We start from the raw sequence: 26085 nt of genomic DNA, 5'->3' as shown, positions 1-26085 counted from the left end.
TCCTTAGCGCGGTGCCTGCCAGATACGTTGCTGATAGTCACGAATGGAACGGTCCGAACTGAACATGCCGGTTCGGGCCGTATTGAGGATGGCGGCGCGGGTCCAGCCTTCCGGGTCACGCCACAGGGCTTCCACCCGTTGCTGCGCCTCGATATAGGCCTGGAAATCGGCCAGTACCAGCCAGGGATCGCCATGTCTGGTCAGGCTCTCCAGCATCAGGTCAAACGCATGTTTATCCCCATCACTGAATTTGCCTTTCTCCAGCGATTTCAGTAAATCGTCCAGCGGCTTGTTCTGCTTGCGCACCTTTTTCGGGTTATAGCCTTTCGCCTTGAGCGCCTTCACCTCATCCACAGTGTGTCCGAAGATAAAGATGTTCTCCTCGCCCACCTGTTCGGCAATCTCGACATTGGCACCATCCAGCGTGCCGATGGTCAGTGCGCCGTTCAGCGCCAGCTTCATATTGCCGGTGCCGGAGGCTTCATATCCGGCGGTGGAGATCTGCTCGGAGAGATCGGCCGCCGGGATCATCAGTTCAGCCACGGTGATGCGGTAGTCGGGGATAAACACCACTTTGAGTCTGTCGCCAACGCGCGGGTCGTTGTTCACCACCTCCGCGACCTTGTTAATGGCGTAGATGATGTTTTTCGCCAGGTAGTAACCCGGCGCGGCTTTGGCCCCGAACAGGAATACCCGGGGCGTGAAGGTGACATCCGCCGGGTTATCACAGAGCTTCTGATAGCAGTAGAGAATATGCAGCAGGCTGAGGTGCTGACGCTTGTACTCATGCAGACGCTTGATCTGCACGTCGAACAGTGCGGCCGGGTTCACGATGATGCCGGTGTGGCGGGCGATATACTCCGTGAGCTGCGCTTTGTTCTGCTGTTTGATGCTGCGATAGCGCTGGCGAAACGCCTGATCGTCGGCGTAGCTTTCAAGACCCGTTAACACATCAAGATTATTAGCCCATTCGGTTTTCAGCGTTTCGTCGATCAGCCCGGCCAGCGCCGGGTTACACTGCTTCAGCCAGCGACGCGGCGTAATGCCGTTGGTGACGTTGTGGAATTTTTGCGGCCAGAGCTGGTGATATTCGGGGAAGAGATCGCTGACCACCAGACGGGAGTGCAGCGCCGCCACGCCGTTGACCGCGAACCCGCTCACGACGCAGAGATTCGCCATCCGCACCTGGCCGTCCGCAACCACGGCCAGCTTGTGCCACATCGCTTTGTCATCCGGCCAGTGCTGCTTAACCTGCTTTTTCAGCCGCTGATTAATCTCTTTGATGATCAACATGTGGCGCGGCAGCAGACTGCGCATCAGCTTCTCATCCCAGCGCTCCAGCGCCTCCGGCATCAGCGTGTGGTTGGTGTAAGCAAACAAGCGGCTGGTGATGTGCCACGCCTTATCCCAGCTCAGCTGATGCTCATCCAGCAGCACGCGCAGCATCTCCGGGATGGCGATGGTCGGATGGGTATCGTTGAGCTGAATCACTTCGAAGTCAGGCAGACTGTGAATGCTGCGTCCCGCCAGATGGTGACGGCGCAGGATATCGGCCACGGCACAGGCGCACTGGAAATATTGCTGCATCAGACGCAGCCGCTTGCCGGCCTGATGGTTGTCATTGGGATAGAGCACTTTGGTGAGTTTTGCCGCTTCAATGCCCGGCTGCTCCGCCTGCAGGAAGTTGCCGTCGTTAAAGGCGGTAAGATCGAACGGATGCGCACTCACTGCCTGCCACAGGCGCAGCGGCAGCGTCACGCCGTTGCGGTAACCGGTTACGGGCAAATCCCACGCCTCGCCGCGCAGCGTAAAATCGGGCAGCCAGCGTACCCCGCCGTTTTCCTGCTTTTCTACCCGGCCACCCATCGCGACCTCAACATCCAGCGCCGCGTTATGGCGGAACCAGGGATAGCGTTCGCGCTGCCAGTCATCGGGCGCTTCAATCTGCTTCCCCTCATCGAAAGACTGGCGGAACAGGCCGTACTGATAATTCAGGCCGTGGCCGGTGGCGGACTGCCCCACCGTTGCCATCGAATCCATGTAGCAGGCGGCGAGTCGTCCCAGCCCGCCGTTGCCGAGTGCCGGATCGACCTCCTGCTCCAGCAGCTCCGTTAAATCCAGTTGCTGCCCGGCCAGCGCCGCTTTGACCTCGTCATACCAGCCGAGATTCAGCAGATTGTTGCCGGTCAGACGACCAATCAGAAACTCCATCGACAGGTAGTTGACGTGGCGCTGCTGCTTAGCCGGTCGCGGTGCCGGTTGGGTATCCAGCAGTTCTGCCAGTGCCGCGCTGATGGCCTGCCACGCCTGGTGCGGGGTCATCTGCTGGGCGGAGTGGAGACTCAACTGTTGCCACTGGCGGGTCAGTGCGGCGTTAAAACGGGCTTTATTAAATTTTTGCTGCGGCATATCACTCCCTTCTGTTACGCAATGAGGTGAAGCAAAAATAGAAAGCGCACGGGCTGGCAACCGGGTGCCAGCAACCGTTAAGTTAAGACGTGAGTGGGGGAAAAAGCGACAACAATCAAAGAAAAACGCCAGCCGGGAGGCTGGCGTCGCAGGAATCAGCAGAGTTCGAGGTGAACCTCATGCTGCTCAATCACTTTCATGACGCTGGCTGGCGGCATTTTGTCGGTGTAGAGATAGTCCAGCAGACTCATGTTGCCGAGGTTAACCATGGCGTTGCGGCCAAACTTCGAGTGATCCACCACCAGCATCGCGCAGCGTGAGTTTTCGATGATGGCGCGCTTGGTGCGGACTTCGTGATAGTCGAACTCCAGCAGCGACCCATCCATGTCGATGCCGCTGATCCCCAGAATGCCGTAATCGAGCCGGAACTGAGAAATAAAGTCGAGCGTCGCTTCCCCCATCACCGCACCATCGCGGGTCCGGACTTCACCGCCTGCGATAATCACCCGGAAATCGGGCTTGCCCATCAACAGCATCGCGACGTTGAGGTTGTTGGTCACCACGCGTAAGTCGCTGTGGTTGAGCAGGGCATGCGCCACTGCTTCCGGCGTGGTGCCGATGTCGATAAACAGCGTGGCCCCATCCGGGATCTGGCTGGCTACGCGCTGCGCAATCCGCGCTTTTTCTGCTGACCACATCATTTTACGATCGTGCCAGGCGGTATTCTCAGAGCTGGAAGGAAGCGCCGCGCCGCCGTGGTGGCGCTGAATCTTGTTCTGATCGGCCAGATCGTTGAGATCGCGACGAATGGTTTGCGGGCTGACCTCAAAATGATCCACCAGCTCCTCAGTACTGACATATCCCTGGCGACGGACTAAATCGATAATCGCGTCATGACGTTGCGTCTGCTTCACGTTCCTCTCCTGTTAACCCGCTAAATCTGTCTAACGACGCGTGACGTTACGCGTGTCTACCAGCGCCATCGCCAGTCCGACCACCAGACCGGCAACGTGCGCCGCGTTGGCAATCGCCAGACCAAAGACGCCGAACCAGCCAATCACCAGCCAGACCACTGCAAAACCGATCAATCCCCGTTCAAGATAGACGCCACTGTCGGGATCGCGCTCACCGCGCAGCCAGCAGTAACCCATCAGGGCATAGACCACACCCGACAGACCGCCAAACCAGATGCCGCTGAACTTCGCCTGCAGCCAGCCGCTGAGCAGCGCCGAGATCAGCATAATCACGAACAGTTTGCCGCTGCCAAGACGCTTCTCAACCACGCCGCCCAGATACCACCACCACATCAGATTAAACAGGATGTGCAGCAGTGAAAAGTGCAATAGCGCATGACTGAACCAGCGCCAGACCTGAAGATGCTGGTCGGCATCCGGCCACGAGAGCCACGCCATCACGGCCTGATCGCCCATGATCTGCATCAGAATAAAGACCGCGATGCAGAGCACCATCAGGGTCATGGTCAGCGGACCGGCACGCTCGCGGATGTTCGCCCAGATATTGCTGCGCTCATAGCGCAGGCCGCTGTCGGTCTTGCCGCTGTGCCAGCTGGCAGCCTGATAGCGCGGATGGTTAGGGTCGTGTAAAAACTGCTGAAGTTCGTTTTCGACCACTGAAATCTTGCTTTCATCATCCAGCATGATGACGTAGTGATTTTCATGCTCGATACGCAGCGTGATGCCCTGCGTCGCCATGTAGTCAACAAACGCCTGCGCCATGCGCGGCTGATTAAATTGGGTAATGCGCATCAGTAACTCTCCATGTGACGAGCAGCCATCTATTCACTGCCGAGGGCAACCTGCTGAGGGAAAGCGGCACGCCACGCATCAAAGCCGCCATCGATGCTGTAGGCCGCACTGAAGCCCTGTCCCAGCAGATATTGTGCCGCGCTTTTGCTGCTGTTGCCGTGATAGCACATCACCAGCACGGGCAGGCTGTGGTCGGCACCACTGACAAACTCGCTGAGGTTGGTGTTGGTCAGATGCAGCGCGCCCGCCGCATGGCCAAGGGCATAACTTTGCGGATCGCGGATATCCACCAGCAGCGCACCCTGCGCCAGACGCGCCTGCGCCTGCTGCACATCAATACATTCGAACGTTTCCATGGGATCTCTCATAACAGCGTCACAATAGCGCGTAGTGTAACCCGAGAACTCACGCCGATAACCTGACAATCGTTGCGGGTATCTGTTTTTTTGGTGGGCAGAATGTTAGCTATATCACGCAAAAATGTTTTTACCTGGTTAAAAGCTGGCATCAATGTTGGTTTGCGATTATGATTATGCTCGAAAACGAACATTAGTGAACTATTCCGAACATCGGAGGAGATGACGTGGAAACCAAAGACCTGATCGTGATCGGCGGCGGCATCAACGGTGCCGGCATTGCAGCAGACGCTGCAGGACGCGGACTGTCGGTGTTAATGCTGGAGGCGCGGGATCTGGCTTGCGCGACCTCCTCTGCCAGTTCAAAACTGATTCACGGCGGCTTGCGCTACCTTGAACATTACGAATTCCGTCTGGTCAGTGAAGCACTGGCCGAACGTGAAGTGCTGCTGAAAATGGCGCCGCATCTGGCATTCCCGATGCGCTTCCGTCTGCCGCACCGTCCGCATCTGCGTCCGGCGTGGATGATCCGCACCGGTCTGTTTATGTATGACCATCTCGGCAAACGTACCAGCCTGCCAGGCAGTAAAAGTCTGCGATTCGGCGCGGATTCGGCTCTGAAGCCGGAAATTACGCGCGGATTCGAATATTCAGACTGCTGGGTCGATGATGCCCGCATGGTGGTACTGAACGCGCAGGAAGTGGTGAAGCGTGGCGGCGAAGTGCGTACCCGCACCCGTGTGACCCGCGCCTGGCGTGAAGGCGGCCTGTGGAAGGTCGAAGCCGAAGATGTCGATACCGGTAAAACCTTTACCTGGCAGTCCAAAGGCCTGGTCAACGCCGCGGGCCCGTGGGTTAAGCAGCTGTTCGACGACAGCCTGAAGCTGAAATCGCCTTACGGTATCCGCCTGATTAAAGGCAGCCACATCGTGGTGCCGCGCGTTCATACCGAGAAGCAGGCTTATATCCTGCAGAACGAAGATAACCGTATCGTGTTTGTCATCCCGTGGATGGATGAGTTCTCTATCATCGGCACCACCGACGTAGAGTACAAAGGCGATCCGAAAAGCGTCCATATCGATGACAGCGAGACCGAGTACCTGCTGAAAGTGTTCAACGGACACTTCAAAAAGCAGCTGACCGCTGACGATATCGTCTGGTCTTACTCTGGTGTCCGTCCGCTGTGTGATGACGAGTCTGATTCACCACAGGCGATCACCCGTGATTACACCCTGGACGTCCGTGACGATAACGGTCAGGCACCGCTGCTTTCCGTGTTTGGCGGCAAGCTGACCACCTATCGTAAGCTGGCGGAACATGCGCTGGAAAAACTGGCGAAGTACTACCCGAACGCCGGTCCGGCCTGGACGAAGAACTGCGTGTTGCCGGGCGGTAATATCAACGGCACCAGCGATGATTACGCGGCCAGCCTGCGTCGTCGTTACCCGTTCATTACCGAAAATATGGCGCGCCACTTCTCACGCACGTACGGCAGCAGCACTGAAACGCTGCTGAACGGTGCGAAAAGCCTGGACGATCTGGGTGAGAACTTCGGTCACGATTTCTATGAGGCGGAGTTACGCTACCTCGTGCAGCATGAGTGGGTGCGTGAACTGGATGATGCTATCTGGCGTCGTACCAAACAGGGCATGTGGCTGACCAAAGAGCAGCAGGCTCGCGTGGCAGAGTGGCTGGCCGCGAAAGCGAAACCGGCCCTGTCTCTGGCATCCTAAGCGGGCAGTAACCGATCAGAAAGCAGGCTCCGGCCTGCTTTTTTATTGTCTGCTGACCGGCCACAAATGTTCACCGCCGTCACTTTTACCTCCTCTTTTGCCCCCTGAACTCACCGCGTCACGCATCCATCCCCCCGCTCACCATCGTTACCTTAAATCTAACGTTCCGCTTTTTTGCTTAATTGAACACCGTTTTAAGAAAGCTCAGACTTCCCGCAGCATAAACGTCAAAAGAGCGATTCAAATCCGGAGGTTGAAATGAACACAGGCCAATCGCCTGCCCGGGAGTGGAACACACGCCGCAGTGAAAAAGCGCGTCGTATGGCCTCCTTTCCCCTTGATGGCAAAGTCATTCCTGCAGAAAGAGCCGTTGAAGCATTTGAACAGTTAATTGCACCGGGCGACCGCGTGGTGCTCGAAGGGAATAACCAGAAGCAGGCGGACTTTTTATCCCGCACCCTGGCGGCGGTGAATCCGTCAAAGATTCACGACCTGCATATGATTATGCCCAGCGTCGGCCGCAGCGAACATCTCGATATTTTTGAAAAAGGCATCGCCCGCAAACTCGACTTCTCTTTCTCCGGTCCGCAGAGCCTGCGCATGTCCCAGCTGTTGCAGGATGGTCAGCTGGAAATCGGCGCGATCCACACCTATATCGAACTCTATTCCCGTCTCTACGTTGACCTCAGCCCGAATGTGGCGCTGATTGCCGGCTATAAAGCCGACCGCAAAGGCAACCTCTATACCGGCCCGAGTACCGAAGATACCCCGGCGCTGGTGGAAGCCGCCGCGTTTCGTGACGGTATCGTGATAGCCCAGGTCAATGAACTGGTCGATGACGAAACCGACCTGCCGCGCGTCGATATTCCCGGTTCCTGGATCGACTACATCGTGGTGGCTGACAAACCCTTCTTTATCGAACCGCTGTTTACCCGCGATCCGCGCCTGATTAAGCAGGAGCACATCCTGATGGCGATGATGGCGATTAAAGGCATCTACGCCGAACATCAGGTGCAGTCACTCAACCACGGTATCGGCTTTAACACCGCCGCCATCGAACTGCTGCTGCCCACCTACGGCGAACAGCTCGGCCTGAAAGGCAAAATCTGTAAGCACTGGGCGCTGAACCCGCATCCGACGCTGATCCCGGCGATTGAGAGCGGCTGGGTGGAGAGCGTGCACTGCTTCGGCGGCGAGCTGGGGATGGAAGAGTATATCCGCGCCCGTCCCGACATCTTCTTTACCGGCAGTGACGGTTCGATGCGATCTAACCGCGCCTTCTGCCAGCTGGCCGGTCAGTACGCGGTCGATATGTTTATCGGTGCCACCCTGCAGGTCGATGGTCTGGCGAACTCCTCGACCGTCACCCGTGGTCGTCTCTCCGGCTTCGGTGGCGCGCCCAATATGGGTCACGATCCCCATGGCCGCCGTCACGCCACGCCTGCCTGGCTGAATATGATCACCGAGCCAGACCCGATGCAGCGCGGTAAAAAACTGGTGGTGCAGATGGTCGAGACCTTCCAGGCCGGTGCGAAACCGACCTTCGTTGAAACGCTTGATGCCGTTGAAGTGGCGAAATCCTCCGGTATGCCGCTGGCCCCGGTAATGATCTACGGCGATGACGTCACGCACGTGCTGACCGAGGAAGGCATCGCCTATCTCTATCGTGCAGAAAGCCCTGAAGAGCGTCGCGCCATGGTCGCCGCGGTCGCCGGGATCACCGATATCGGTCTGGGCGTGGATGCCGCCCGCGTCGCTGCCCTGCGTAAAAGCGGCAAAGTGGTCTACCCGGAAGATATGGGTATCCGCCGCTCCGACGCCACCCGTTCACTGCTGGCTGCGGGCAGCGTCGCTGACCTGGTTGAATGGTCAGATGGCCTGTACAACCCGCCTGCTAAATTCCGGAGCTGGTAATGAAACACCTGTCACAGACCCATGCCGAGTCTCAGGCCAGTCAGCTGGCGACGGTGGCGCGCGATTGTCTGATCGATGAAGCACGCCTGAGCCCGAAGCCGGGTCTGGTAGACAGTCGGGGAAACGGCGCACATCGGGATCTGACGCTGGCGCTGATGGAGCGTTCCGCTCACAGCCTGATGCCGACCTTTCTGGCGCTGGCCCGTCACAGCTGGCTGCGTCCCGCCGATATCGCCCTGCGCGAAACGGTGGGTCGGCTGGGCCGCGACGGCGAACAGCAGATGATGACGGCAACCGGCGGCGTGAACACCCATCGGGGCGCGATCTGGGCGCTGGGATTACTGGTAAGTGCCGCAGCGATGCAGGGTGGCGCAGCGAGTGCTGACCACCTGACCCGCACCGCTGCCGCACTGGCAACGCTGCCCGACAGCCGCGCCCCCAGAGTGTTCAGCAAAGGGTTAAAAGCGACGCACCGCTACCGGGTGCCCGGCGCACGCGAAGAGGCGCAACAGGCGTTTCCTCACGTGATGAAGCTGGCGCTGCCGCAGTTGCTGACCAGCCGGGCAGTCGGTGCCAGTGAAAGCGAAGCCCGGCTGGATGCCCTGATGGCGATCATGACCTCGCTCAGCGATACCTGCGTGCTGTCACGTGCCGGCATGGACGGACTGAATGCCATGCAGCAGGGAGCACGCGCCGTGCTGCTGGCGGGCGGCTGCCGCACTGCCGCCGGTCAGGTGGCGCTGGCGCAGCTCGATCGCCGGATGCTGGCGCTCAACGCCTCGCCTGGCGGGGCCGCCGACCTGCTGGCCGCGACGCTGTTTATCGATCGGGTCTGTTCGCCTGAACATACTTATTTTTAGAGGCCATTATGGAACACATCACATTATCTCTACCTGCTAACCGCCTGCTCAGTGGCAGAGCGCTGGCCGGGGTCGTTGGTTCCGGTGATATGGAAGTGCTGTACACCGCAACTGAAGGCCAGACACTGAACATCGATATCACCACCTCACTGGATAACAGCGACGCCCGCTGGAAAGCGCTGTTTGACCGCCTGAATTTAATCAACGGCCTGCCTGCCGGAAAGATGATTATTCACGATTTCGGGGCGACACCCGGCGTGGCGCGTATCCGTATTGAACAGGTTTTTGAAGAGGTGAGCCATGCGTAACGATGCCAGTTTTATTGAATTACGGGCCCGTGAACGCGCCCATGCGCTGCTGGATGCAGGCAGCTATCGCGAACTGCTTGATCCCTTTGAGGGCATCATGTCGCCGTGGCTGGCCCCGCAGGGCGTGGTGCCTCAGTCAGATGACGGCATGGTCGTGGCGCGCGGCACGCTGAACGGTCAGTCTGCGGTGGTGATTGCCATCGAAGGCACCTTCCAGGGCGGCAGCATGGGCGAAGTCTCCGGGGCAAAAATGGCGGCGGCGCTGGAGCTGGCGGCAGAAGACAACCGCAACGGTATCCCGACTCAGGCGGTGCTCTGCCTGGAAACCGGCGGCGTGCGGTTACAGGAGGCGAACCTCGGACTGGCGGCGATTGCCGATATTCATGCGGCGATTGTTGATCTGCGCCGCTACACCCCGGTGATCGGCATCGTCAGCGGCACCGTTGGCTGCTTCGGCGGGATGTCTATCGCCGCCGCGCTCTGCAGCTACCTGATCGTGACGCGTGAAGCCCGTCTGGGACTGAACGGCCCGCAGGTGATTGAGCAGGAAGCGGGCATTGAAGAGTATGACTCGCACGATCGTCCGTTTATCTGGAGCATGACCGGCGGCGAAATCCGCTACGCCAGCGGCCTGGTCGATGCGCTGGTGGATGACGGCATCAACGCCGTGAAAACCGCGATGCATGACTTTATAGCCAGAGGCGTTCCGGCGCAGCACCGCAGCGATAACTATGCCGATTTCCTGTCACGGCTGACGCAGTTCGACACGCGCCAGCAGGCGGACACCGCGCAGATTAAACAGCTTTTCGCCCGGGAGGAGAAATAATGACGCAGACAAGCAGCCGCGGTGCAACCTGGCTGGAAAAACTTGCACCCCATGCGCAGCGCCCTGATGGCCTGTGCGCCTCTGTTCAGGTGGCTGACGGCCAGCTTAATGGCGAAAACGTCCGCTTTATCGCCGTCGTGCCCGATGCGCAAAACCACTATCCGCGCGCCGCGCAGGGTGAAGTCGGTCTCCTCGAAGGCTGGACGCTGGCGAAAGTGGTGAATGAGACGCGCGAAGCCGACAAAAACAGCGCCGTGAAGCGGCCGATTGTGGCGGTGATCGACGTGCCGAGTCAGGCCTATGGCCGCCGCGAAGAGGCATTTGGTATTCATCAGGCGCTGGCGGGCGCGGCGGGCGCGTATGCCAGCGCACGTCTTGACGGGCATCCGGTGATTGGCCTGATTGTCGGCAAAGCGATGTCCGGTGCGTTCCTGGCACACGGTTATCAGGCCAGCCGTCTGATTGCGCTTAACGATCAGGGCGTGCTGGTACATGCCATGGGTAAAGCGTCGGCGGCGCGGATTACGCTGCGTTCAGTGGAAGCGCTGGAAAAACTGGCCGCCACCATTCCACCGATGGCGTACGACGTGAATAACTTCGCCACGCTGGGCCTGCTCTCCGATCTGCTGAACGTCGCGAATCCTGATGCGCCCTCTGATGCGGATGTGGCGATGGTTGAGATTGCGCTGCACAAGGCGATCAGCGACGCACGTCAGGATCCCACGCTGAAAAACCGCCTTGGCGCGGCAAATCGTCACAGCTCTTCCCTGGTTCGCGAACGTATGCGCGCGACCTGGTAATTAAAAAAATAAACCTGCCGAAACCGGTCTTACGGGGTGCATCCTTCAATGCGCCCCGGAGCAGTGGCCGTGTTCAGAATTATAAACATCGCTGTTTTTAAAGAATTTTCTCTTAAATACAGGTGATTTATGATTTATATAATTGTGCATGCCCTTGCTCCGATCTTTGTCATTATGCTGCTGGGTTTCTGGGCCGGTAAGGCCGGAATGGTCAATAACAAAGAGGTTTCACTACTCAATATTTTCGTGATGGATTTTGCGCTGCCCGCCGCGCTGTTCAGCGCGACGGTGCAGACGCCCTGGTCGGGCATCGTGGCTCAGTCGCCGTTGATTGTGGTCTTAACCGGCGCGATGTGGATAACCTATGCAGCCATCTATTTCCTGGCGACGCGCGTCTTTAAAAAGTCGCCTCAGGATGCGGCGGTCATGACACTGACGGTCGCCTTACCCAATTATGCCGCCCTGGGGCTGCCGATTCTGGGCAGCGTACTGGGAGAAGGTTCATCAACCTCGCTTTCTGTGGCGGTTTCAATTGCCTGCGGCTCGGTGCTGATGACGCCATTCTGCCTGCTGATTCTGGAGCGGGAAAAAGCGCGTATTGCCGGTGAGAATGTGGGGTCGACACTGACCATGCTGCCGGTACTGATGTGGCGCTCGTTGAAGAAACCGATCGTCCTGGGTCCGTTGCTGGGTGTGGTGCTGTCAGCGCTGGGCGTCAGAATACCGGAGCTGGTCATCTCAGCCATTAAACCGCTGGGCCTGGCAGCCACCGCTGCCGCGCTGTTCCTGACCGGCGTGATCCTCTCCGCGCGTCAGCTGAAACTCAACGCGGTCGTCGGCGTGGGTACGGTTGCTAAGCTGCTGATTCAGCCCTTTGTGGCCTGGAGTCTGGTGCTGGCGCTGGGGCTGAACGGTTCAGTGGCGATCACCGCTATCCTGATGATCGCGCTGTCGGCCGGTTTCTTCGGCGTGGTGTTCGGCAACCGCTTTGGCGTGCAGTCACCCGATGCGGAAGCCGTGCTGCTGTTAAGCTCGATTCTGTGTATTTTATCTTTACCGTTGTTCATTACGCTGACATCAGGAATGTAATATGAGTGCGCCGCGCCCCCACGATCTGCTCTGGCTGCGAAACCGCAGCGCGTTAGCGACGATCAAAGAGAGCTGGGTCAGCCCGTTCTGGCATCCCGATCTGCCTGTGGTGGTGCGGCGCGATCGCCGTGAATCCGGCCTGATCCCGATTGGCGTGCGTGGTGAGCGTCGCGAGCAGCGCGCCGCCGGCTGGATCGCCCCCGACGATATTCTCCGGGTGGTGACGCCAGAGAGTCTGGCGGACCGCACTCTGCTGCTGGCGTCGCCCTTTACGGCTTATGCGCCGGTCAGCGCGGCGATAGCGCTTAGCGAGACCGTCTGGCCGTGGTGCTGGGGTATAACCGGCAGCACCGCTTTTGCGCTGGCGACACAGCGACCCACGCTGCATGCCGCCAGCGATCTGGATCTACTCCTCCGCGCCCCGCAGCCACTGCCCCGTAACGCGCTGCAACGGTGGCAGACAGAGACCGACGCGCTGGGCTGCCGGGTGGACACCCAGGTGGAAACGCCGTCTGGCGCGTTTGCCCTGAACGAATGGTTGCGCGAGGGACGCGTGCTGTTAAAAACCGACACCGGACCGATACTGACCGCTTCACCCTGGAGCAGGGAGAATCCATGAAAATACTCTTTACCTTTCCTGGCCAGGGCACCCAGCGTGCCGGCATGCTGCAGCAGCTGCCTGATGGTGATGTGATAGTAAGCCATGTGCGTGCGGTGCTGGGCGACGAGACCGACCAGCTCGACAGCGTTGAGGCGCTGCGCCACACCCGCGCCGTGCAGCTCTGTCTGCTGATTTCTGGTGTCGCCTGGGCGCGCGAGCTGATACGTAGTGGTGTGAAACCGGATATCGTCAGCGGTCTGTCGATTGGCGCATTTCCTGCTGCGGTGATTGCTGGCGCGCTCGATTTCAGCGACGCCCTCCGGCTGGTTGCGCTGCGCGGCGATCTGATGGAGCAGGCGTATCCGCAGGGATATGGCCTGACCGCGATCACCGGGTTAACGCTGAACCAGCTGGAGAAACTGCTGCCCGGCAGCAACACCTACATTGCGAATTTAAATGCGGAAACGCAGATTGTGATTGCCGGTCGTGACGAGGATATGGCGGTGGTGGCGCAGAAGGCGCTGGATGCCGGTGCCAGTAAAGCGATCAAACTCGCGGTGAGCGTGCCATCGCACTGCGCGCTGCTGGATAAGCCCGCCGCCGAACTGGCTCGCGCGTTTGAGTCCGTCACCCTCTCCCGTCCCGATTGCGCCTACCTCAGCGGCTCAAGCGCACGCGTGATTTGGGAGCCGGAGAAAATTGCCGACGATCTCGCCTTCAATATGGCGCGCACGGTGCAGTGGAATGACGCGATTGTTTCCGCTAACCAGCGCGATGCCCGGCTGGCGATTGAGATGCCGCCTGGCAATGTGCTGACCGGCCTGACGCTGCAGGCGAACTGGCAGGGCGAAGCAATCTGTCTGGAGCGCAACAGCGTCGAAGTGGCGCTGCATCTGGCTAAACGGCTGAGTCAGTAAGGCTGCGGGCATACATCCGCCCTTCTGCCGCCAGTGCCAGCAGGTCATTATCCCGTTCGCGGCGATGTGAGTAGACAATCGAGATCTGCTGGCGCATCTGGTAAGGCTCCGCGAGCGTCAGCAACTGGATGTTGTTTTCATAGACTTTCTTCATCCGTCCCGGAATCAGCGCCAGGCCAACGCCCGCCTGCACCAGACTGATCATCGAGAAGATGTCATTGACATGGGTGACCCTGCGCGGTTCAAACCCGGCAATCTGAAACGCTTCCTGCGAACCGGCATAGGTGGCAAATCCCTCCGCCAGCGAAACAAAATCACGGTCGGCATAATCGCGCAGATCCACCGTACCGGTTCCTTTCTGCGTTTCTCCGGCCGGTGCGGCCAGGAAGATCCGGTCTTCAAACAGCGGAATCACATCGAAATGCGCATCACTGAGTTCGCCCTCATCGGTGGCGATCAGAATGGCATCCAGCGCGTCATCTTCCAGCATATTCAGCAGCATCTGATTCGAACCCATAGTGAGATCGAGTTCCAGCGTGGGACGGCGCAGTTTCATGCCCATGATCAGCCGGGGAATGGTTTCAAGCGTCAGCGAATAGAGCGTGCCGAGCCGCAGCCGGCCTCCGCCGATGCCCGCCACCTTGCGCGCCTCTTCAATGCCTTTGCCCATCAGGGTGGTCACGTCACGGCAGTAGTCCAGCAGCGTCCAGGCGGCAGGCAGCGGCACCAGATTGCGGCCCTTGTGGATAAACAGCGGGCAGTCGATGCCCTCTTCCAGCGTGTGCAGCGCGCGATGCACGCTGACGCTGCTCAGTTCCAGCGCTTCCGCCGTGCGGGCAATATTCCCTTTGCTCATAAACATCATGAAGACACTGAGCTTACGGAAGGTAATTTCCTGGTTGATGTTGTCACTCATGGGCTGCGGTTGCCTGTGTAGGGTCATTTAGCTTTCCCGCATAGTAGCGATTCTCAGCCAGGGTGTAATGATCGGGCTCGCACAACGGGCACTTACAGGGGCAGAGACGATAAACGGCTGAATTTTCTGAAGGTGCGGGGAAGAGGCAGAGAGCAAAAAGAACGGAGAGTGCGGCCGATCCGTCGGCCGCAAAGAAAGTCACAAAGGCGTGCTGCCCGACCCTACAACCTTATAGGTGTAATGTTCCAGATCTCATCGGCGTACTCCTGAATGGTACGGTCCGACGAGAAGTAGCCCATTCCGGCGATGTTTTTCGCCGCGCGACGCTGCCACTCATCCGGTTTACGGTAGAGGGCATCCACTTTATCCTGGGTATCCACATAGCTGCGATAATCCGCCAGTAACTGGTAGTGATCGCCGAAGTTAACCAGGGAATCGAACAGGTTGCGGTAGCGGCCCGGATCCTGCGGACTGAATACGCCTGACGCAATTTGGGTCAGCACCTGATGCAGCTCTTCATCTTTTTCGTAATAGTCACGCGGGTTATAGCCGCCCTTACGCAGCGCGTCGACCTGCGGCGTGGTATTACCGAAGATAAAGATGTTCTCTTCACCGACGTGATCCAGCATCTCAACGTTGGCGCCATCCAGCGTACCGATCGTCAGCGCACCGTTCAGCGCAAACTTCATGTTACTGGTGCCGGACGCTTCCGTGCCCGCGGTCGAGATCTGCTCAGAGAGATCGGCCGCCGGGATAATGATCTGCGCCAGACTCACGCTGTAGTTCGGGATGAAGACCACTTTGAGCTTGTTCTTCACCTGCGGATCGTTATTGATCACATTCGCGACATCGTTGATCAGATGAATGATGTGCTTGGCAACGTAATAGGCCGATGCCGCTTTACCGGCAAAGATATTCACGCGCGGCACCCAGTCCGCCTGGGGATCGGCCTTGATACGGTTGTATCGGGTGATCACATGCAGCACGTTGAGCAGCTGGCGTTTGTACTCATGAATACGCTTGATCTGCACATCGAACAGCGCGTTCGGGTCGAGCACCACGTCCAGATTCTTCGCCACCCAGTCAGCCAGACGGCGTTTGTTCTGATGTTTGGCGACCGCCACTTTTTCGATAAACGCCGGATAGTCGATCTGCGCGTTCAGTTCGCCCAGCTGACTGAGATCGGTACGCCAGTTGCGACCAATCTCCTCATCCAGCACCTCTGACAGCGCCGGGTTCGCCAGCGCCAGCCAGCGACGCGGGGTCACGCCGTTGGTTTTGTTGCAGAAACGGCCAGGGAACAGGCGGGAGAAGTCGGCAAACAGCGACTGCACCATTAAATCAGAGTGCAGCTCAGACACGCCATTCACTTTGTGACTGACCACCACTGCCAGCCAGCCCATGCGAATCCTGCGGCCATCGTTCTCGTCGATGATCGAAATGCGCGACAGCAGATCCAGGTCATCAGGATAGTGATCCTGAATCGTCTTGAGGAAGAAGTCGTTAATCTCGAAAATAATGCTGAGGTGACGCGGCAGGATCTTACCGATCATATCGACCGGCCAGGTCTCCAGCGCTTCCGTCATCAGCGTGTGGTTGGTGTAGGAGAACACCTGACAACAGACGTCGAAGGCGCTGTCCCAGCTGAATTTATGTTCGTCGATCAGCAGACGCATCAGTTCGGGGATCGCCAGCACCGGATGGGTATCATTCAGGTGAATAGCGATCTTGTCCGCCAGGTTGTCCCAGGTCTGGTGCATCCGCCAGTGACGATTCAGGATGTCCTGCACCGTCGCGGAAACCAGGAAATATTCCTGACGCAGACGCAGCTCACGGCCTGAATAGGTGGAGTCATCCGGGTAGAGCACGCGCGACACGTTTTCGGAGTGGTTTTTATCTTCCACCGCCGCAAAGTAATCCCCCTGGTTGAACTTACCGAGGTTGATTTCGTTGCTGGCCTGCGCGCCCCACAGTCGCAGGGTGTTGGTGGCATCGGTGTCGAAGCCCGGAATAATCTGGTCATAGGCCATCGCCAGAATCTCTTCGGTCTCCAGCCAGCGCACTTTGGTGCCTTCGTGCTGGACGCGACCGCCAAAACGGACTTTGTAACGGGTATTGAAACGCTGGAATTCCCACGGATTACCATACTCAAGCCAGTAATCCGGTGACTCTTTCTGCTCACCTTCCACAATGTTCTGTTTGAACATGCCGTAATCATACCGGATGCCATAACCCCGGCCCGGCATGCCCAGCGTCGCCAGTGAATCGAGGAAACAGGCCGCGAGGCGACCGAGACCGCCGTTGCCGAGTCCCGGATCGTTCTCCTCTTCCATCAGCTCGGCCAGATCCAGTCCCATCTCATCCAGCGCCTGGTTGAGATCGTCATAAATCCCCATCGCCAGCAGCGCATTTCCCAGCGTGCGGCCCATCAGGAACTCCATCGACAGGTAATAGACCTGGCGGACATCCTGAGAGAGCTGAGCACGGCTGGAACGCAGCCAGCGCTCCACCATCCGGTCGCGCACCGCCAGCAGCGAGGCGTTGAGCCACTCGTGCTTATTGGCGATAGAGGGATCTTTGCCGATGGTAAACATCAGTTTGTAGGCAATCGAATGCTTTAAGGCATCAACCGTCAACGTTGGTGAGGCGTAAGTGAAAGGTGCATTCATATCCAGTTTTCCCAATCCGTTACATCAAACGTTGGTAGAGATCACGGTAGGCTTGTGCTGCCACCTGCCAGCTAAAGTCCATCGCCATCGCCTGACGCTGAACATAGCGCCACAGCGAAGGACGGGACCACAACACAAACGCGCGCCGGATTGCCCGTAACAGCGACCAGGCATTGGCATCTTCGAAACTGAATCCACTGGCGATACCGTCGGCCAGGTTTTCTAACGAGCTGTCATTCACGGTATCGGCCAGTCCACCCGTACGGCGCACTAACGGCAACGTACCATACTTCAGACCATAAAGTTGAGTCAGACCACAGGGCTCAAAGCGGCTCGGCACCACGATCACATCCGCGCCACCGACAATGCGGTGGGAGAAGGCTTCGTGATAGCCAATCTGCACGCCCACGCTGCCCGGATGCTCTGCCGCCGCCGCCAGGAATCCCTGCTGCAGTTCGGCATCGCCCTGACCCAGCAGCACCAGCTGTCCGCCCTGCGCCAGCAGGCCAGGCAGCGCCTCCAGCACCAGGTCTAAACCTTTCTGTTTGGTCAGACGGCTGATGACGCAGAACACCGGCGCTTTATCATCCACCTTCAGCCCCATCGCCACCTGCAGCTGACGTTTGTTCTCCGCTTTCGCTTCGAGCGTGTCGCGGTTGTAGCGCGCGCTCAGCAGCAGGTCGTGCGCCGGGTCCCAGATTGAAGGATCGACCCCATTAAGAATCCCGCTGAGACGGCCTTCGAGCATGCGCTGCGCCAGCAGGGTTTCCATGCCGTAAGCATATTCGGCAGAGGTAATTTCATGGGCGTAAGTCGGACTGACCGCCGTGATATGGTCGGCGTAGAAGAGTCCCGCTTTCAGGAAGGAGATCTGACCGAAGAACTCCAGCCCATGCATGTTAAAGAACGACCACGGCAGACCGATCTCTTCCAGATGGTGCGCCATGAACAGCCCCTGATATGCCAGGTTGTGCACGGTGAACACCGATTTGGCCGGACGGCCACGCGCTTCCAGATAGGCGCAGGTCAGGCCCGCGTGCCAGTCGTGCGCATGGACGATATCGGGACGCCACATGGAGTCCATGCCGCACGCCAGTTCACAGCCGACCCAGCCCAGCAGCGCAAAGCGCAGATAGTTGTCGACATACGCAAACTGCGACTCGTCATGATAGGGACTACCGGGACGATCGTAGAGGCCGGGAGCATCAATTAAGTAGATGCCCACACCGTTAAATTCACCAAATAGCAGACGTATATGACCGGCAAATGTCTCTCGCTCCGTCACTACCTGGAGATCAGGTATGCCTTTGCGCAATGCGGGAAAAGCGGGCAACAGCACCCGCGTATCCGTACCGCCCGCAATTTGCGCCTGAGGTAATGCCCCGACAACATCAGCCAGTCCGCCCGTTTTCAGCAGCGGGAAAAGTTCTGAACAGACATGTAAAACCTGCATCCTCGACCTCATTAAGTTATCCGGCACGCTCCGCGTACCGATTGCGTAAGTTCCGCTTATCGCTTACAGCCCCGCTTTGGCCAGTCTGGCCAGCATGGCGCGGGTAACCAGTACGATCCCTTCTTCCGAACGGTGAAACCGGCGACTGTCTTCATCGGGGTTTTCGCCGATGACCATGCCTTCCGGCAGTTCGCAGGCGCGATCAATCACGCAGCGACGCAGACGACACGATCGGCCGACAACCACATCAGGCAGCAGGACGGTTGAATCAATATTGCAAAACGAGTTAACGCGAACGCGCGGGAACAGCACCGAGTTGACCACGACCGAACCGGAGATGATGCAGCCGCCCGACACCAGCGAATTCATGGTCATCCCGTGACTGCCGGAACGATCCTGAACAAATTTAGCGGGCGGCAGCGGCTCCATGTGGGTGCGAATCGGCCAGGTGACGTCATACATATCCAGCTCCGGCATCACGGATGCCAGATCGAGATTGGCGCGCCAGTAGGCTTCCAGCGTCCCGACGTCGCGCCAGTAAGGCGGCGCATTGTCGTCGTTCTGTACGCAGGAGAGCGCAAAGGAGTGCGCATAGCCTTCGCCGCTTGCCACGACTTTCGGCAGGATATCTTTGCCGAAATCATGGTTGGAGCCTGGCGTCTGCAGATCCTCTTCCAGCAGTTCATAAAGATAGTCTGCGTTGAAAACGTAGATCCCCATGCTGGCGAGCGCCTGCGTATCATCACCCGGCATAGTGGGCGGTTTCGCAGGTTTTTCCACGAAGTCGATCACCATGTTCTCTTCATTCACCGCCATTACGCCAAACGCCGTGGCTTCATGCACCGGCACCGGCAAACAGGCGATGGTACATTTCGCCTCGTTGACCACGTGATCCAGCAGCATGCGTGAATAATCCATCTTATAAATGTGGTCCCCGGCAAGGATCACGATGTACTGCGCCTGATAGCGGCGAATCACATCAAGGTTTTGCGTCACGGCATCGGCCGTTCCGCGATACCACTGTTCGGTCGAAAAGCGCTGCTGCGCTGGCAGCAAATCGACAAACTCATTCATCTCTTCATTGAAGATCGACCAGCCACGCTGGATATGCTGAGTCAGGGTATGGGACTGATACTGCGTAATGACGCCAATCCGACGGATACCGGAGTTGACGCAGTTGGAGAGGGCAAAGTCGATAATGCGGAACTTGCCGCCGAAGTGCACCGCCGGTTTGGCACGTTTGGCCGTTAAATCGACCAGGCGCGTGCCGCGTCCGCCAGCAAGGATCAGAGCAACCGTCTGTGTAGGGAGCTGGCGGGCCAGCATCAGGTGATCTGTTCTATCTAACTTAACCATGTCTGACTCCTTATGATTGCTTTTGGAACACGCACACACCGTGTGCGGGACCATGCCAGACAGTTAGCAGGATGGGGTTGTCGTCCCCGGCGAAAGGAGGAAGGGCACGCCATTCTCCGTCTGGTAACACGATGTCATTCACCGTATCCGTGGCGTTTATTGTTATTAACCAGCGGCCGGACAGCAGGATCTGCAATCTGTGCATCCCCTGTGCCCATTCATCGTGTTGCAGTGGCTGGCCACCGGCATTGAGCCACTGCACATTGCCGTCACCGTCCTGCCACCAGCGATCTGCGGTCAGCGCCGGAATGCGCTGGCGCAGAGCAATCAGTGCGGCGGTGAATCCGACTAATCCCTTCTCATCCGCCTGCCAGTCAAGCCAGCTCAGGGCGTTGTCCTGACAATAGGCGTTGTTATTACCGCGTTGCGTGTGGCCGCGCTCGTCGCCAGCCAGCAGCATCGGCGTGCCCTGTGACAGCAGCAGCGTGGTCAGCAGTGCCCGCACGCTACGACGGCGCCGTTCAATCACGTCAAAGCTGACGTTCAGCCCCTCTTTGCCGTGGTTGTGGCTGTAGTTATCGCCGTGGCCATCCCGGTTATCTTCGCCGTTCGCCTCGTTGTGTTTATGTTCGAAGCTCACCACATCCCACAGCGTAAAGCCGTCATGGGCGGTGATCAGGTTAACCGTGGCGTGGGGCGGCCGGTCATCATGCTGGTAGAGATCGCTGGAGGCGGCAAAGCGGCGGACGAAGTCGCCGTTGCTTACGTCGCCGTGCAGCCAGTACCGACGCGCGGTGTCGCGAAACTTATCGTTCCATTCGGCAAACGGTGGCGGAAAACGGCCAACCTGATAGCCGTCAGGGCCGATATCCCAGGGTTCAGCAATCAGCTTCACCTGAGAGAGCAGCGGACAGGCGCGTATCGCCTCGAAAAAGGGGGCATCACGCTGGTAGTCGGGCGTGCGGCCCAGCACCGGCGCAAGGTCAAAGCGGAAGCCGTCGACGTGGCAGACCCGCACCCAGTAACGCAGCGCCTCTAAGGCCCACGTCATCACCTGCGGATGGTGGATATTCAGCGTGTTACCGCAGCCGGTCCAGTTCTGATAATCGCCCTGCTCATCGAGCCAGTAGTAGCTGGCGTTGTCGATACCGCGCATGGAGATCGTCGGGCCAATCTCATCCAGTTCGGCGGTGTGGTTGAACACCACATCCAGCACCACTTCGATACCCGCAGCGTGCAGGTTTTTGACCGCCTGCTGAAACTCCTGCAGCGGTGTCAGACCCGGCTGCCCGGCGGCGTAACGGGGATCCACCGCCCAGAGCGCAAAGGGGTTGTAGCCCCAGTAGTTACTCAGGCCGAGCTGTAAGAGTCGCGGTTCACTGGCGAAATGGGCCACCGGCAGCAGCTCAAGGGTGGTAATCCCCAGATTGCGCAGGTAATTCACCATAACAGGATGACCCAGCGCCGCGTAAGTCCCGCGCAGCGTTTCCGGAATTTCCGGATGCTGCTGCGTCAGGCCGCGCACGTGGGCTTCATAAATCACCGTGCTGCCCCACGGAATGCGCGGTGCGACATCGCCCTGCCAGTCAAAATCCTCCGCGACCACACATGACTTCGGCGCAATCGCCGCGTTGTCATGCGGGTCGGGCTGCGCGTCACCGCCGTGAAACAGCGGATCATCAGGCACATCGCCTTCAACCGCGCGGGCGCACGGGTCAACCAGCAGCTTCGCCGGATTGAAACGATGTCCCTGCTGCGGCGACCAGGGGCCATGCACCCGGTAGCCGTAGCGCTGTCCCGGTTTTAACGCCGGAACATAACCATGCCAGATATCCCCACTGCGGCCAGGCAGGTCAAGACGCTGTTCTGCACCCTGTTCATCAAACAGGCAAAGCTCTACGCGCTCTGCATGCTGAGAAAACAGGGTGAAGTTAACGCCTTTGCCATCGTAACTGGCACCAAGCGGTTCGGGATCGCCGGCAGTGATTGTCATTCAGCCTCCCGCACCAGCCATACTGTTGCCAGCGGCGGCAGATTGAGACTCAGCGACTGAGGTCGTCCGTGGCTCTCCTGCTCATCGGTATGCACCCGATGGTTGCGCACGTCGCTGCCGTGATACTCATGCTGGTCAGTATTCAGCACTTCACGCCAGTAGCCCGGCTGGTTAACGCCAAAGCGATAGCCCGGACGCGGCACCGGGGTAAAGTTACTGACCACGATCACTTCGTTGCCTTCACGGTCACGACGCACAAAGGCGAACACGGAGTGTTCTGCATCGTTGACCACCAGCCACTCAAAACCAGCCGGATCGAAGTCGAGCTGATGCAGCGGCGTGAAGTGCTGATAGGTGTGGTTGAGATCGCGCACCAGACGCTGCACGCCGTGGTGCCAGTTGTCGCCGCCTTCCAGCAGATGCCAGTCGAGGCTGACGTCATGGTTCCACTCGCGGCCCTGGGCAAATTCGTTGCCCATGAACAGCAGTTTCTTGCCGGGGAAGCCCCACATCCAGCCGTAGTAGGCACGCAGGTTGGCGAACTTCTGCCAGGCGTCACCCGGCATACGATCGAGAATCGAGCGCTTACCGTGTACCACTTCGTCATGCGACAGCGGCAGCACAAAGTTTTCGGTGTAGTTGTACATCATGCCGAAGCTCATCAGGTCGTGATGATGCTTGCGGTAGATAGGATCGACCTTCATGTAGTCGAGGGTGTCGTGCATCCAGCCCAGGTTCCATTTGAACCAGAAGCCCAGCCCGCCGCCTTCGGTCGGACGCGTCACGCCCGGATAGTCGGTGGACTCTTCGGCCATCGTCACCGAACCGGACGCCACGGTGCCGAGCGTGCGGTTAGTGTGACGCAGGAACTCAATCGCTTCGAGGTTCTCACGGCCACCATACTGATTCGGCACCCACTCCCCTTCGCTGCGGCTGTAGTCGCGGTAGATCATCGACGCCACCGCATCCACGCGCAGGCCATCGATGCCAAAGCGCTCCGTCCAGTAGAGCGCGTTGCCCGACAGGTAGTTGCTCACTTCGCGGCGGCCAAAGTTGTAGATCAGGGTGTTCCAGTCCTGATGGAAGCCTTCACGCGGGTCGCTGTGCTCATAGAGTTCAGTACCGTCATACTTCGCCAGACCGAAATCATCGCTCGGGAAGTGGCCCGGCACCCAGTCGAGCAGGACGTTGAGGCCCGCTTCATGGGCGGCGTCAATGAAGGCGCGGAACTCGTCACGCGTACCAAAACGGCGGGTCGGCGCATACATGCCCAGCGGCTGATAGCCCCAGCTGCCATCAAACGGATGTTCGTTAATCGGCAGGAGTTCGATATGGGTAAAGCCCATCTCTTTGGCGTAGGGCACCAGCTGCTCAGCCAGCTCTTTGTAGCTCAGCCAGAAGTTGTTGTCGGTGTGACGACGCCAGGAGCCCAGGTGGACTTCATAGATGGAGATGGGCGCATCGAAGGCATTGGCGGCCTTGCGCTCCTCTTTCATCTCAACCGGCTCAGGCAGACCACAGATCATTGACGCGGTTTGAGGACGCATCTGCGCCTCAAAGGCGTAAGGGTCCGCTTTGATGCGCAGTTCGCCATTGGCGTCGATAATTTCATATTTGTAGAGCTGGCCGTTGACCGCGCCTGGCACAAACAGCTCCCAGATCCCCAGCTCCTGACGCAGACGCATCGGATGACGACGGCCATCCCAGAAGTTGAAATCGCCCACCACTGAAACGCGACGGGCGTTAGGTGCCCAGACGCAGAAGCGGGTGCCGAAGACGCCATCAATGACGTCGCCGTGCGCGCCCAGCGTCTCGTAAGGGCGCAGGTGTGTGCCTTCAGCCAGCAGCCACAGATCCATCTCCTGCAGCAGCGGGCCGAAGCGATAAGCATCATCTACAAGGTTTTGCTGGCCATGCCAGTTCACCGCCAGCTGATAGCGGAACGGGTTTTTTCGACGTGGAATCACGCCACTGAAGAAGCCGCGTGCATCTTCGCACACCAGCTGAGCCAGTTTGCGCCCGGTGGAGGTTTCAATGACCCACACTTCAAGCGCTTCGGGGAGCAATGCCCTGACTTCAAGGCCTTGCTGAGTTCGGTGCATCCCTAGTAACGAAAAAGGGTCAGCATAATTGCCCGCAAAAAGGGCATTGATCGCATCGCGATCGGGAAGCTCTGACATGACTTTCTTCCTGTGATAATTGGCAGCCGAAATGAACGCAACATAGCCTGTCGCGATTCACCTGCGCTGCTCTTCATTGAGCCATACGTACAACGACAAAGAAGTCAGGCCATTCCGTGGGAAAAGTGTTTTTGCCGTGTACCACAACCATTTAATCCGGAAAGCACAAGAGTTACCTGTGGCACATCATGGTTAAATCATAGCTTGGTCACGGGAGTTGCCATGGACTTAAGCAAAATATTCTTCATTGATCGGCAAAAAAGGGAAGCCGATCACTTAGTAAGCGAAACGGCAGATTGTTTCGTGTACGGCAGCGATGGAAAAGCCGGGTAAATAGATGATTATTTTCATTTAAGCTGCCCGGCATGCCCCGGCTGATGTCGCTCTGTTTTTCAGCGGATCGGAACTGTCACGCCAGCGAAGGACCCTGTCAGACTTCCGGAGCGATGCGTGCAGACAGCGGTTAAGAAAAGCTACCTGATAACGCGTTGTAAAGCGATGGTTAACGGAATGTTTCTGGCATGGGCAGGAATGGGCCATCTGAAGTTCACGCCAGGACGCACAACAAAAAAGCCCGCAACCATCAGTAATGATTACGGGCTTTCACATATCGGCCAGGCGGTTAGCCGATCCCTTGTCTTATCTGATCGGCATTGCTCATCAATCCGCCCGGTGGCGATGTTTGCTGTTAGTTGGTTAACAACCGCAGCATACGACGCAGCGGTTCGGCTGCGCCCCATAACAGCTGGTCGCCTACCGTGAAGGCGGAAAGATATTCCGGCCCCATATTCAGTTTACGCAGGCGGCCAACCGGCGTGGTCAGCGTGCCGGTAACGGCGGCAGGGGTCAGTTCACGCATCGTCAGCTCGCGGTCATTCGGCACCACTTTGACCCACTCATTGTGAGAGGCCAGCAGCTGCTCGATTTCAGCCAGCGGCAGATCGCGTTTCAGCTTCAGCGTAAAGGCCTGGCTGTGGCAGCGCAGCGCACCGACGCGCACGCATAGCCCATCTACCGGGATGACCTTAGAGGTGGCGAGGATCTTGTTGGTCTCCGCCTGGCCCTTCCACTCTTCGCGGCTCTGGCCGTTATCCAGCTGCTTATCAATCCACGGAATCAGGCTGCCCGCCAGCGGTACGCCGAAGTTGTCGGTCGGTAAGGTGCCGGAACGGGTAAAATCGGTCACGCTACGCTCGATGTCGAGGATGGCAGAAGCCGGGTTCTGCAGCGCAGGGGCAACGTGATCGTGCAGCATGCCCATCTGGGTCAGCAGTTCGCGCATGTGGCGCGCGCCGCCGCCAGAGGCTGCCTGATAGGTGGCAACCGAGGCCCACTCCACCAGATCCTGCGCAAACAGGCCGCCCAGTGACATCAGCATCAGGCTGACGGTACAGTTACCACCGACAAAGGTTTTGATGCCACGGTCGATGCCTTCGCGAATCACAGCATGGTTGACCGGATCGAGGATGATGATGGCATCATCTTTCATGCGCAGCGTGGAGGCCGCATCAATCCAGTATCCCTGCCAGCCGCTGGCGCGCAGTTTTGGATAGACGTCACTGGTGTAGTCGCCGCCCTGGCAGGTAATGATGATATCCAGCGCGCGCAGCGCCTCAATATCAAACGCATCCTGCAGTGTGCCCTGCTGTTTGCCCGCAAACGCGGGTGCCGCCTGACCATGCTGCGACGTCGAGAAGAAGACCGGATTGATTGCATCAAAATCACGCTCTTCACTCATGCGGGACATCAGCACTGAGCCGACCATGCCGCGCCAACCAACAAAACCTACATTCTTCATGTCGTGTCCGTCTAAGGCAGTTACACCTGCTTTTCATTTCAGAGGAGAGAGCGGCGTGCTATTTTCACGCCGCTCTGCGTAATAATAAGATTTACCTGTGTCCCCTCACTCTACAAAATGCAGGCCGGGTAGCAAGTGAAT

Annotated in this window: 20 protein-coding genes; 9 read left to right on the top strand and 11 right to left on the bottom strand. The window is 58.4% G+C overall.

Features of this window, described 5'->3' with window-relative positions; translation table 11 throughout:
* Window positions 1-3: 3 nt before the first annotated feature.
* The 4 genes from malP to glpE all read right to left on the bottom strand — a co-directional run bounded on the left by malP (window position 4) and on the right by glpE (window position 4531).
* Window positions 4-2409, bottom strand: coding sequence for a maltodextrin phosphorylase (gene malP, locus PU624_RS05560; protein WP_283546893.1), 2406 nt, complete (start codon window positions 2407-2409; stop codon window positions 4-6).
* 155 nt (window positions 2410-2564) lie between these two features.
* A complete protein-coding gene (locus PU624_RS05555) occupies window positions 2565-3323 on the bottom strand; it encodes a DeoR/GlpR family transcriptional regulator (protein ID WP_090966799.1) in 759 nt (252 codons plus the stop codon).
* Window positions 3324-3353: 30 nt separating this feature from the next.
* Window positions 3354-4175 (bottom strand): rhomboid family intramembrane serine protease GlpG, encoded by an 822-nt coding sequence (gene glpG, locus PU624_RS05550; RefSeq protein ID WP_283546892.1) that lies wholly within the window; start codon window positions 4173-4175, stop codon window positions 3354-3356.
* A gap of 29 nt (window positions 4176-4204) precedes the next feature.
* Window positions 4205-4531, bottom strand: a complete 327-nt coding sequence (glpE, locus tag PU624_RS05545; protein ID WP_283546891.1) for a thiosulfate sulfurtransferase GlpE — start codon at window positions 4529-4531, stop codon at window positions 4205-4207.
* A gap of 227 nt (window positions 4532-4758) precedes the next feature.
* On the opposite strand from glpE, the gene glpD reads away from it, so the two are divergent.
* From glpD to mdcH, 9 genes are all read left to right on the top strand, one after another.
* Window positions 4759-6264 carry a glycerol-3-phosphate dehydrogenase gene (glpD, locus tag PU624_RS05540; RefSeq protein ID WP_283546890.1) on the top strand — a complete coding sequence of 502 codons (1506 nt, stop codon included), beginning with the start codon at window positions 4759-4761 and terminating at the stop codon, window positions 6262-6264.
* A gap of 258 nt (window positions 6265-6522) precedes the next feature.
* Window positions 6523-8178 (top strand): malonate decarboxylase subunit alpha, encoded by a 1656-nt coding sequence (mdcA, locus tag PU624_RS05535; RefSeq protein WP_283546889.1) that lies wholly within the window; start codon window positions 6523-6525, stop codon window positions 8176-8178.
* On the top strand, window positions 8178-9038 hold the full coding sequence (locus PU624_RS05530; protein ID WP_283546888.1) for a triphosphoribosyl-dephospho-CoA synthase: 861 nt from the start codon (window positions 8178-8180) through the stop codon (window positions 9036-9038). The genes mdcA and PU624_RS05530 overlap by 1 nt, the downstream gene beginning before the upstream one ends.
* A gap of 8 nt (window positions 9039-9046) precedes the next feature.
* Entirely contained in the window at window positions 9047-9346 is a 300-nt protein-coding gene (gene mdcC / locus PU624_RS05525) for a malonate decarboxylase acyl carrier protein (protein WP_283546887.1), read from the top strand.
* Window positions 9339-10172, top strand: coding sequence for a biotin-independent malonate decarboxylase subunit beta (locus PU624_RS05520; RefSeq protein ID WP_283546886.1), 834 nt, complete (start codon window positions 9339-9341; stop codon window positions 10170-10172). Before mdcC ends, PU624_RS05520 begins: the two co-directional genes overlap by 8 nt.
* Complete coding sequence (gene mdcE, locus PU624_RS05515) at window positions 10172-10972, top strand: biotin-independent malonate decarboxylase subunit gamma (RefSeq protein WP_283546885.1); 801 nt, start codon at window positions 10172-10174, stop codon at window positions 10970-10972. The genes PU624_RS05520 and mdcE overlap by 1 nt, the downstream gene beginning before the upstream one ends.
* A 129-nt stretch (window positions 10973-11101) precedes the next feature.
* Window positions 11102-12061: an AEC family transporter gene (locus PU624_RS05510; protein WP_283546884.1), complete on the top strand. Its 960-nt coding sequence runs from the start codon at window positions 11102-11104 to the stop codon at window positions 12059-12061.
* 1 nt (window position 12062) lies between these two features.
* Window positions 12063-12680 carry a malonate decarboxylase holo-ACP synthase gene (locus PU624_RS05505; protein WP_283546883.1) on the top strand — a complete coding sequence of 206 codons (618 nt, stop codon included), beginning with the start codon at window positions 12063-12065 and terminating at the stop codon, window positions 12678-12680.
* Entirely contained in the window at window positions 12677-13579 is a 903-nt protein-coding gene (gene mdcH / locus PU624_RS05500) for a malonate decarboxylase subunit epsilon (protein ID WP_283546882.1), read from the top strand. The genes PU624_RS05505 and mdcH overlap by 4 nt, the downstream gene beginning before the upstream one ends.
* Here the strand turns inward: mdcH and PU624_RS05495 are convergent.
* The 7 genes from PU624_RS05495 to asd all read right to left on the bottom strand — a co-directional run bounded on the left by PU624_RS05495 (window position 13560) and on the right by asd (window position 25944).
* Window positions 13560-14495 carry a LysR family transcriptional regulator gene (locus tag PU624_RS05495; RefSeq protein WP_283547940.1) on the bottom strand — a complete coding sequence of 312 codons (936 nt, stop codon included), beginning with the start codon at window positions 14493-14495 and terminating at the stop codon, window positions 13560-13562. The two genes, mdcH and PU624_RS05495, sit on opposite strands and share 20 nt — an antisense overlap.
* Window positions 14496-14716: 221 nt before the next feature.
* A complete protein-coding gene (gene glgP, locus PU624_RS05490; RefSeq protein WP_283546881.1) occupies window positions 14717-17164 on the bottom strand; it encodes a glycogen phosphorylase in 2448 nt (815 codons plus the stop codon).
* 19 nt (window positions 17165-17183) lie between these two features.
* Entirely contained in the window at window positions 17184-18617 is a 1434-nt protein-coding gene (gene glgA, locus PU624_RS05485; protein WP_283546880.1) for a glycogen synthase GlgA, read from the bottom strand.
* 63 nt (window positions 18618-18680) lie between these two features.
* Window positions 18681-19973, bottom strand: a complete 1293-nt coding sequence (glgC, locus tag PU624_RS05480; protein WP_283546879.1) for a glucose-1-phosphate adenylyltransferase — start codon at window positions 19971-19973, stop codon at window positions 18681-18683.
* A 10-nt stretch (window positions 19974-19983) separates the two neighbouring features.
* Window positions 19984-21966 carry a glycogen debranching protein GlgX gene (gene glgX, locus PU624_RS05475; RefSeq protein ID WP_283546878.1) on the bottom strand — a complete coding sequence of 661 codons (1983 nt, stop codon included), beginning with the start codon at window positions 21964-21966 and terminating at the stop codon, window positions 19984-19986.
* On the bottom strand, window positions 21963-24146 hold the full coding sequence (glgB, locus tag PU624_RS05470) for a 1,4-alpha-glucan branching enzyme (RefSeq protein WP_283546877.1): 2184 nt from the start codon (window positions 24144-24146) through the stop codon (window positions 21963-21965). Before glgB ends, glgX begins: the two co-directional genes overlap by 4 nt.
* Before the next feature lie 688 nt (window positions 24147-24834).
* Window positions 24835-25944: an aspartate-semialdehyde dehydrogenase gene (asd, locus tag PU624_RS05465; protein ID WP_283546876.1), complete on the bottom strand. Its 1110-nt coding sequence runs from the start codon at window positions 25942-25944 to the stop codon at window positions 24835-24837.
* Between the last annotated feature and the right edge of the window lie 141 nt (window positions 25945-26085).

Source organism: Pantoea sp. Lij88 (genome assembly GCF_030062155.1).
Classification (GTDB): Bacteria; Pseudomonadota; Gammaproteobacteria; order Enterobacterales; family Enterobacteriaceae; genus Pantoea.
The sequence above is the reverse complement of the archived record's forward strand: the minus strand, read 5'-3'. Positions and strand labels throughout refer to the sequence as shown.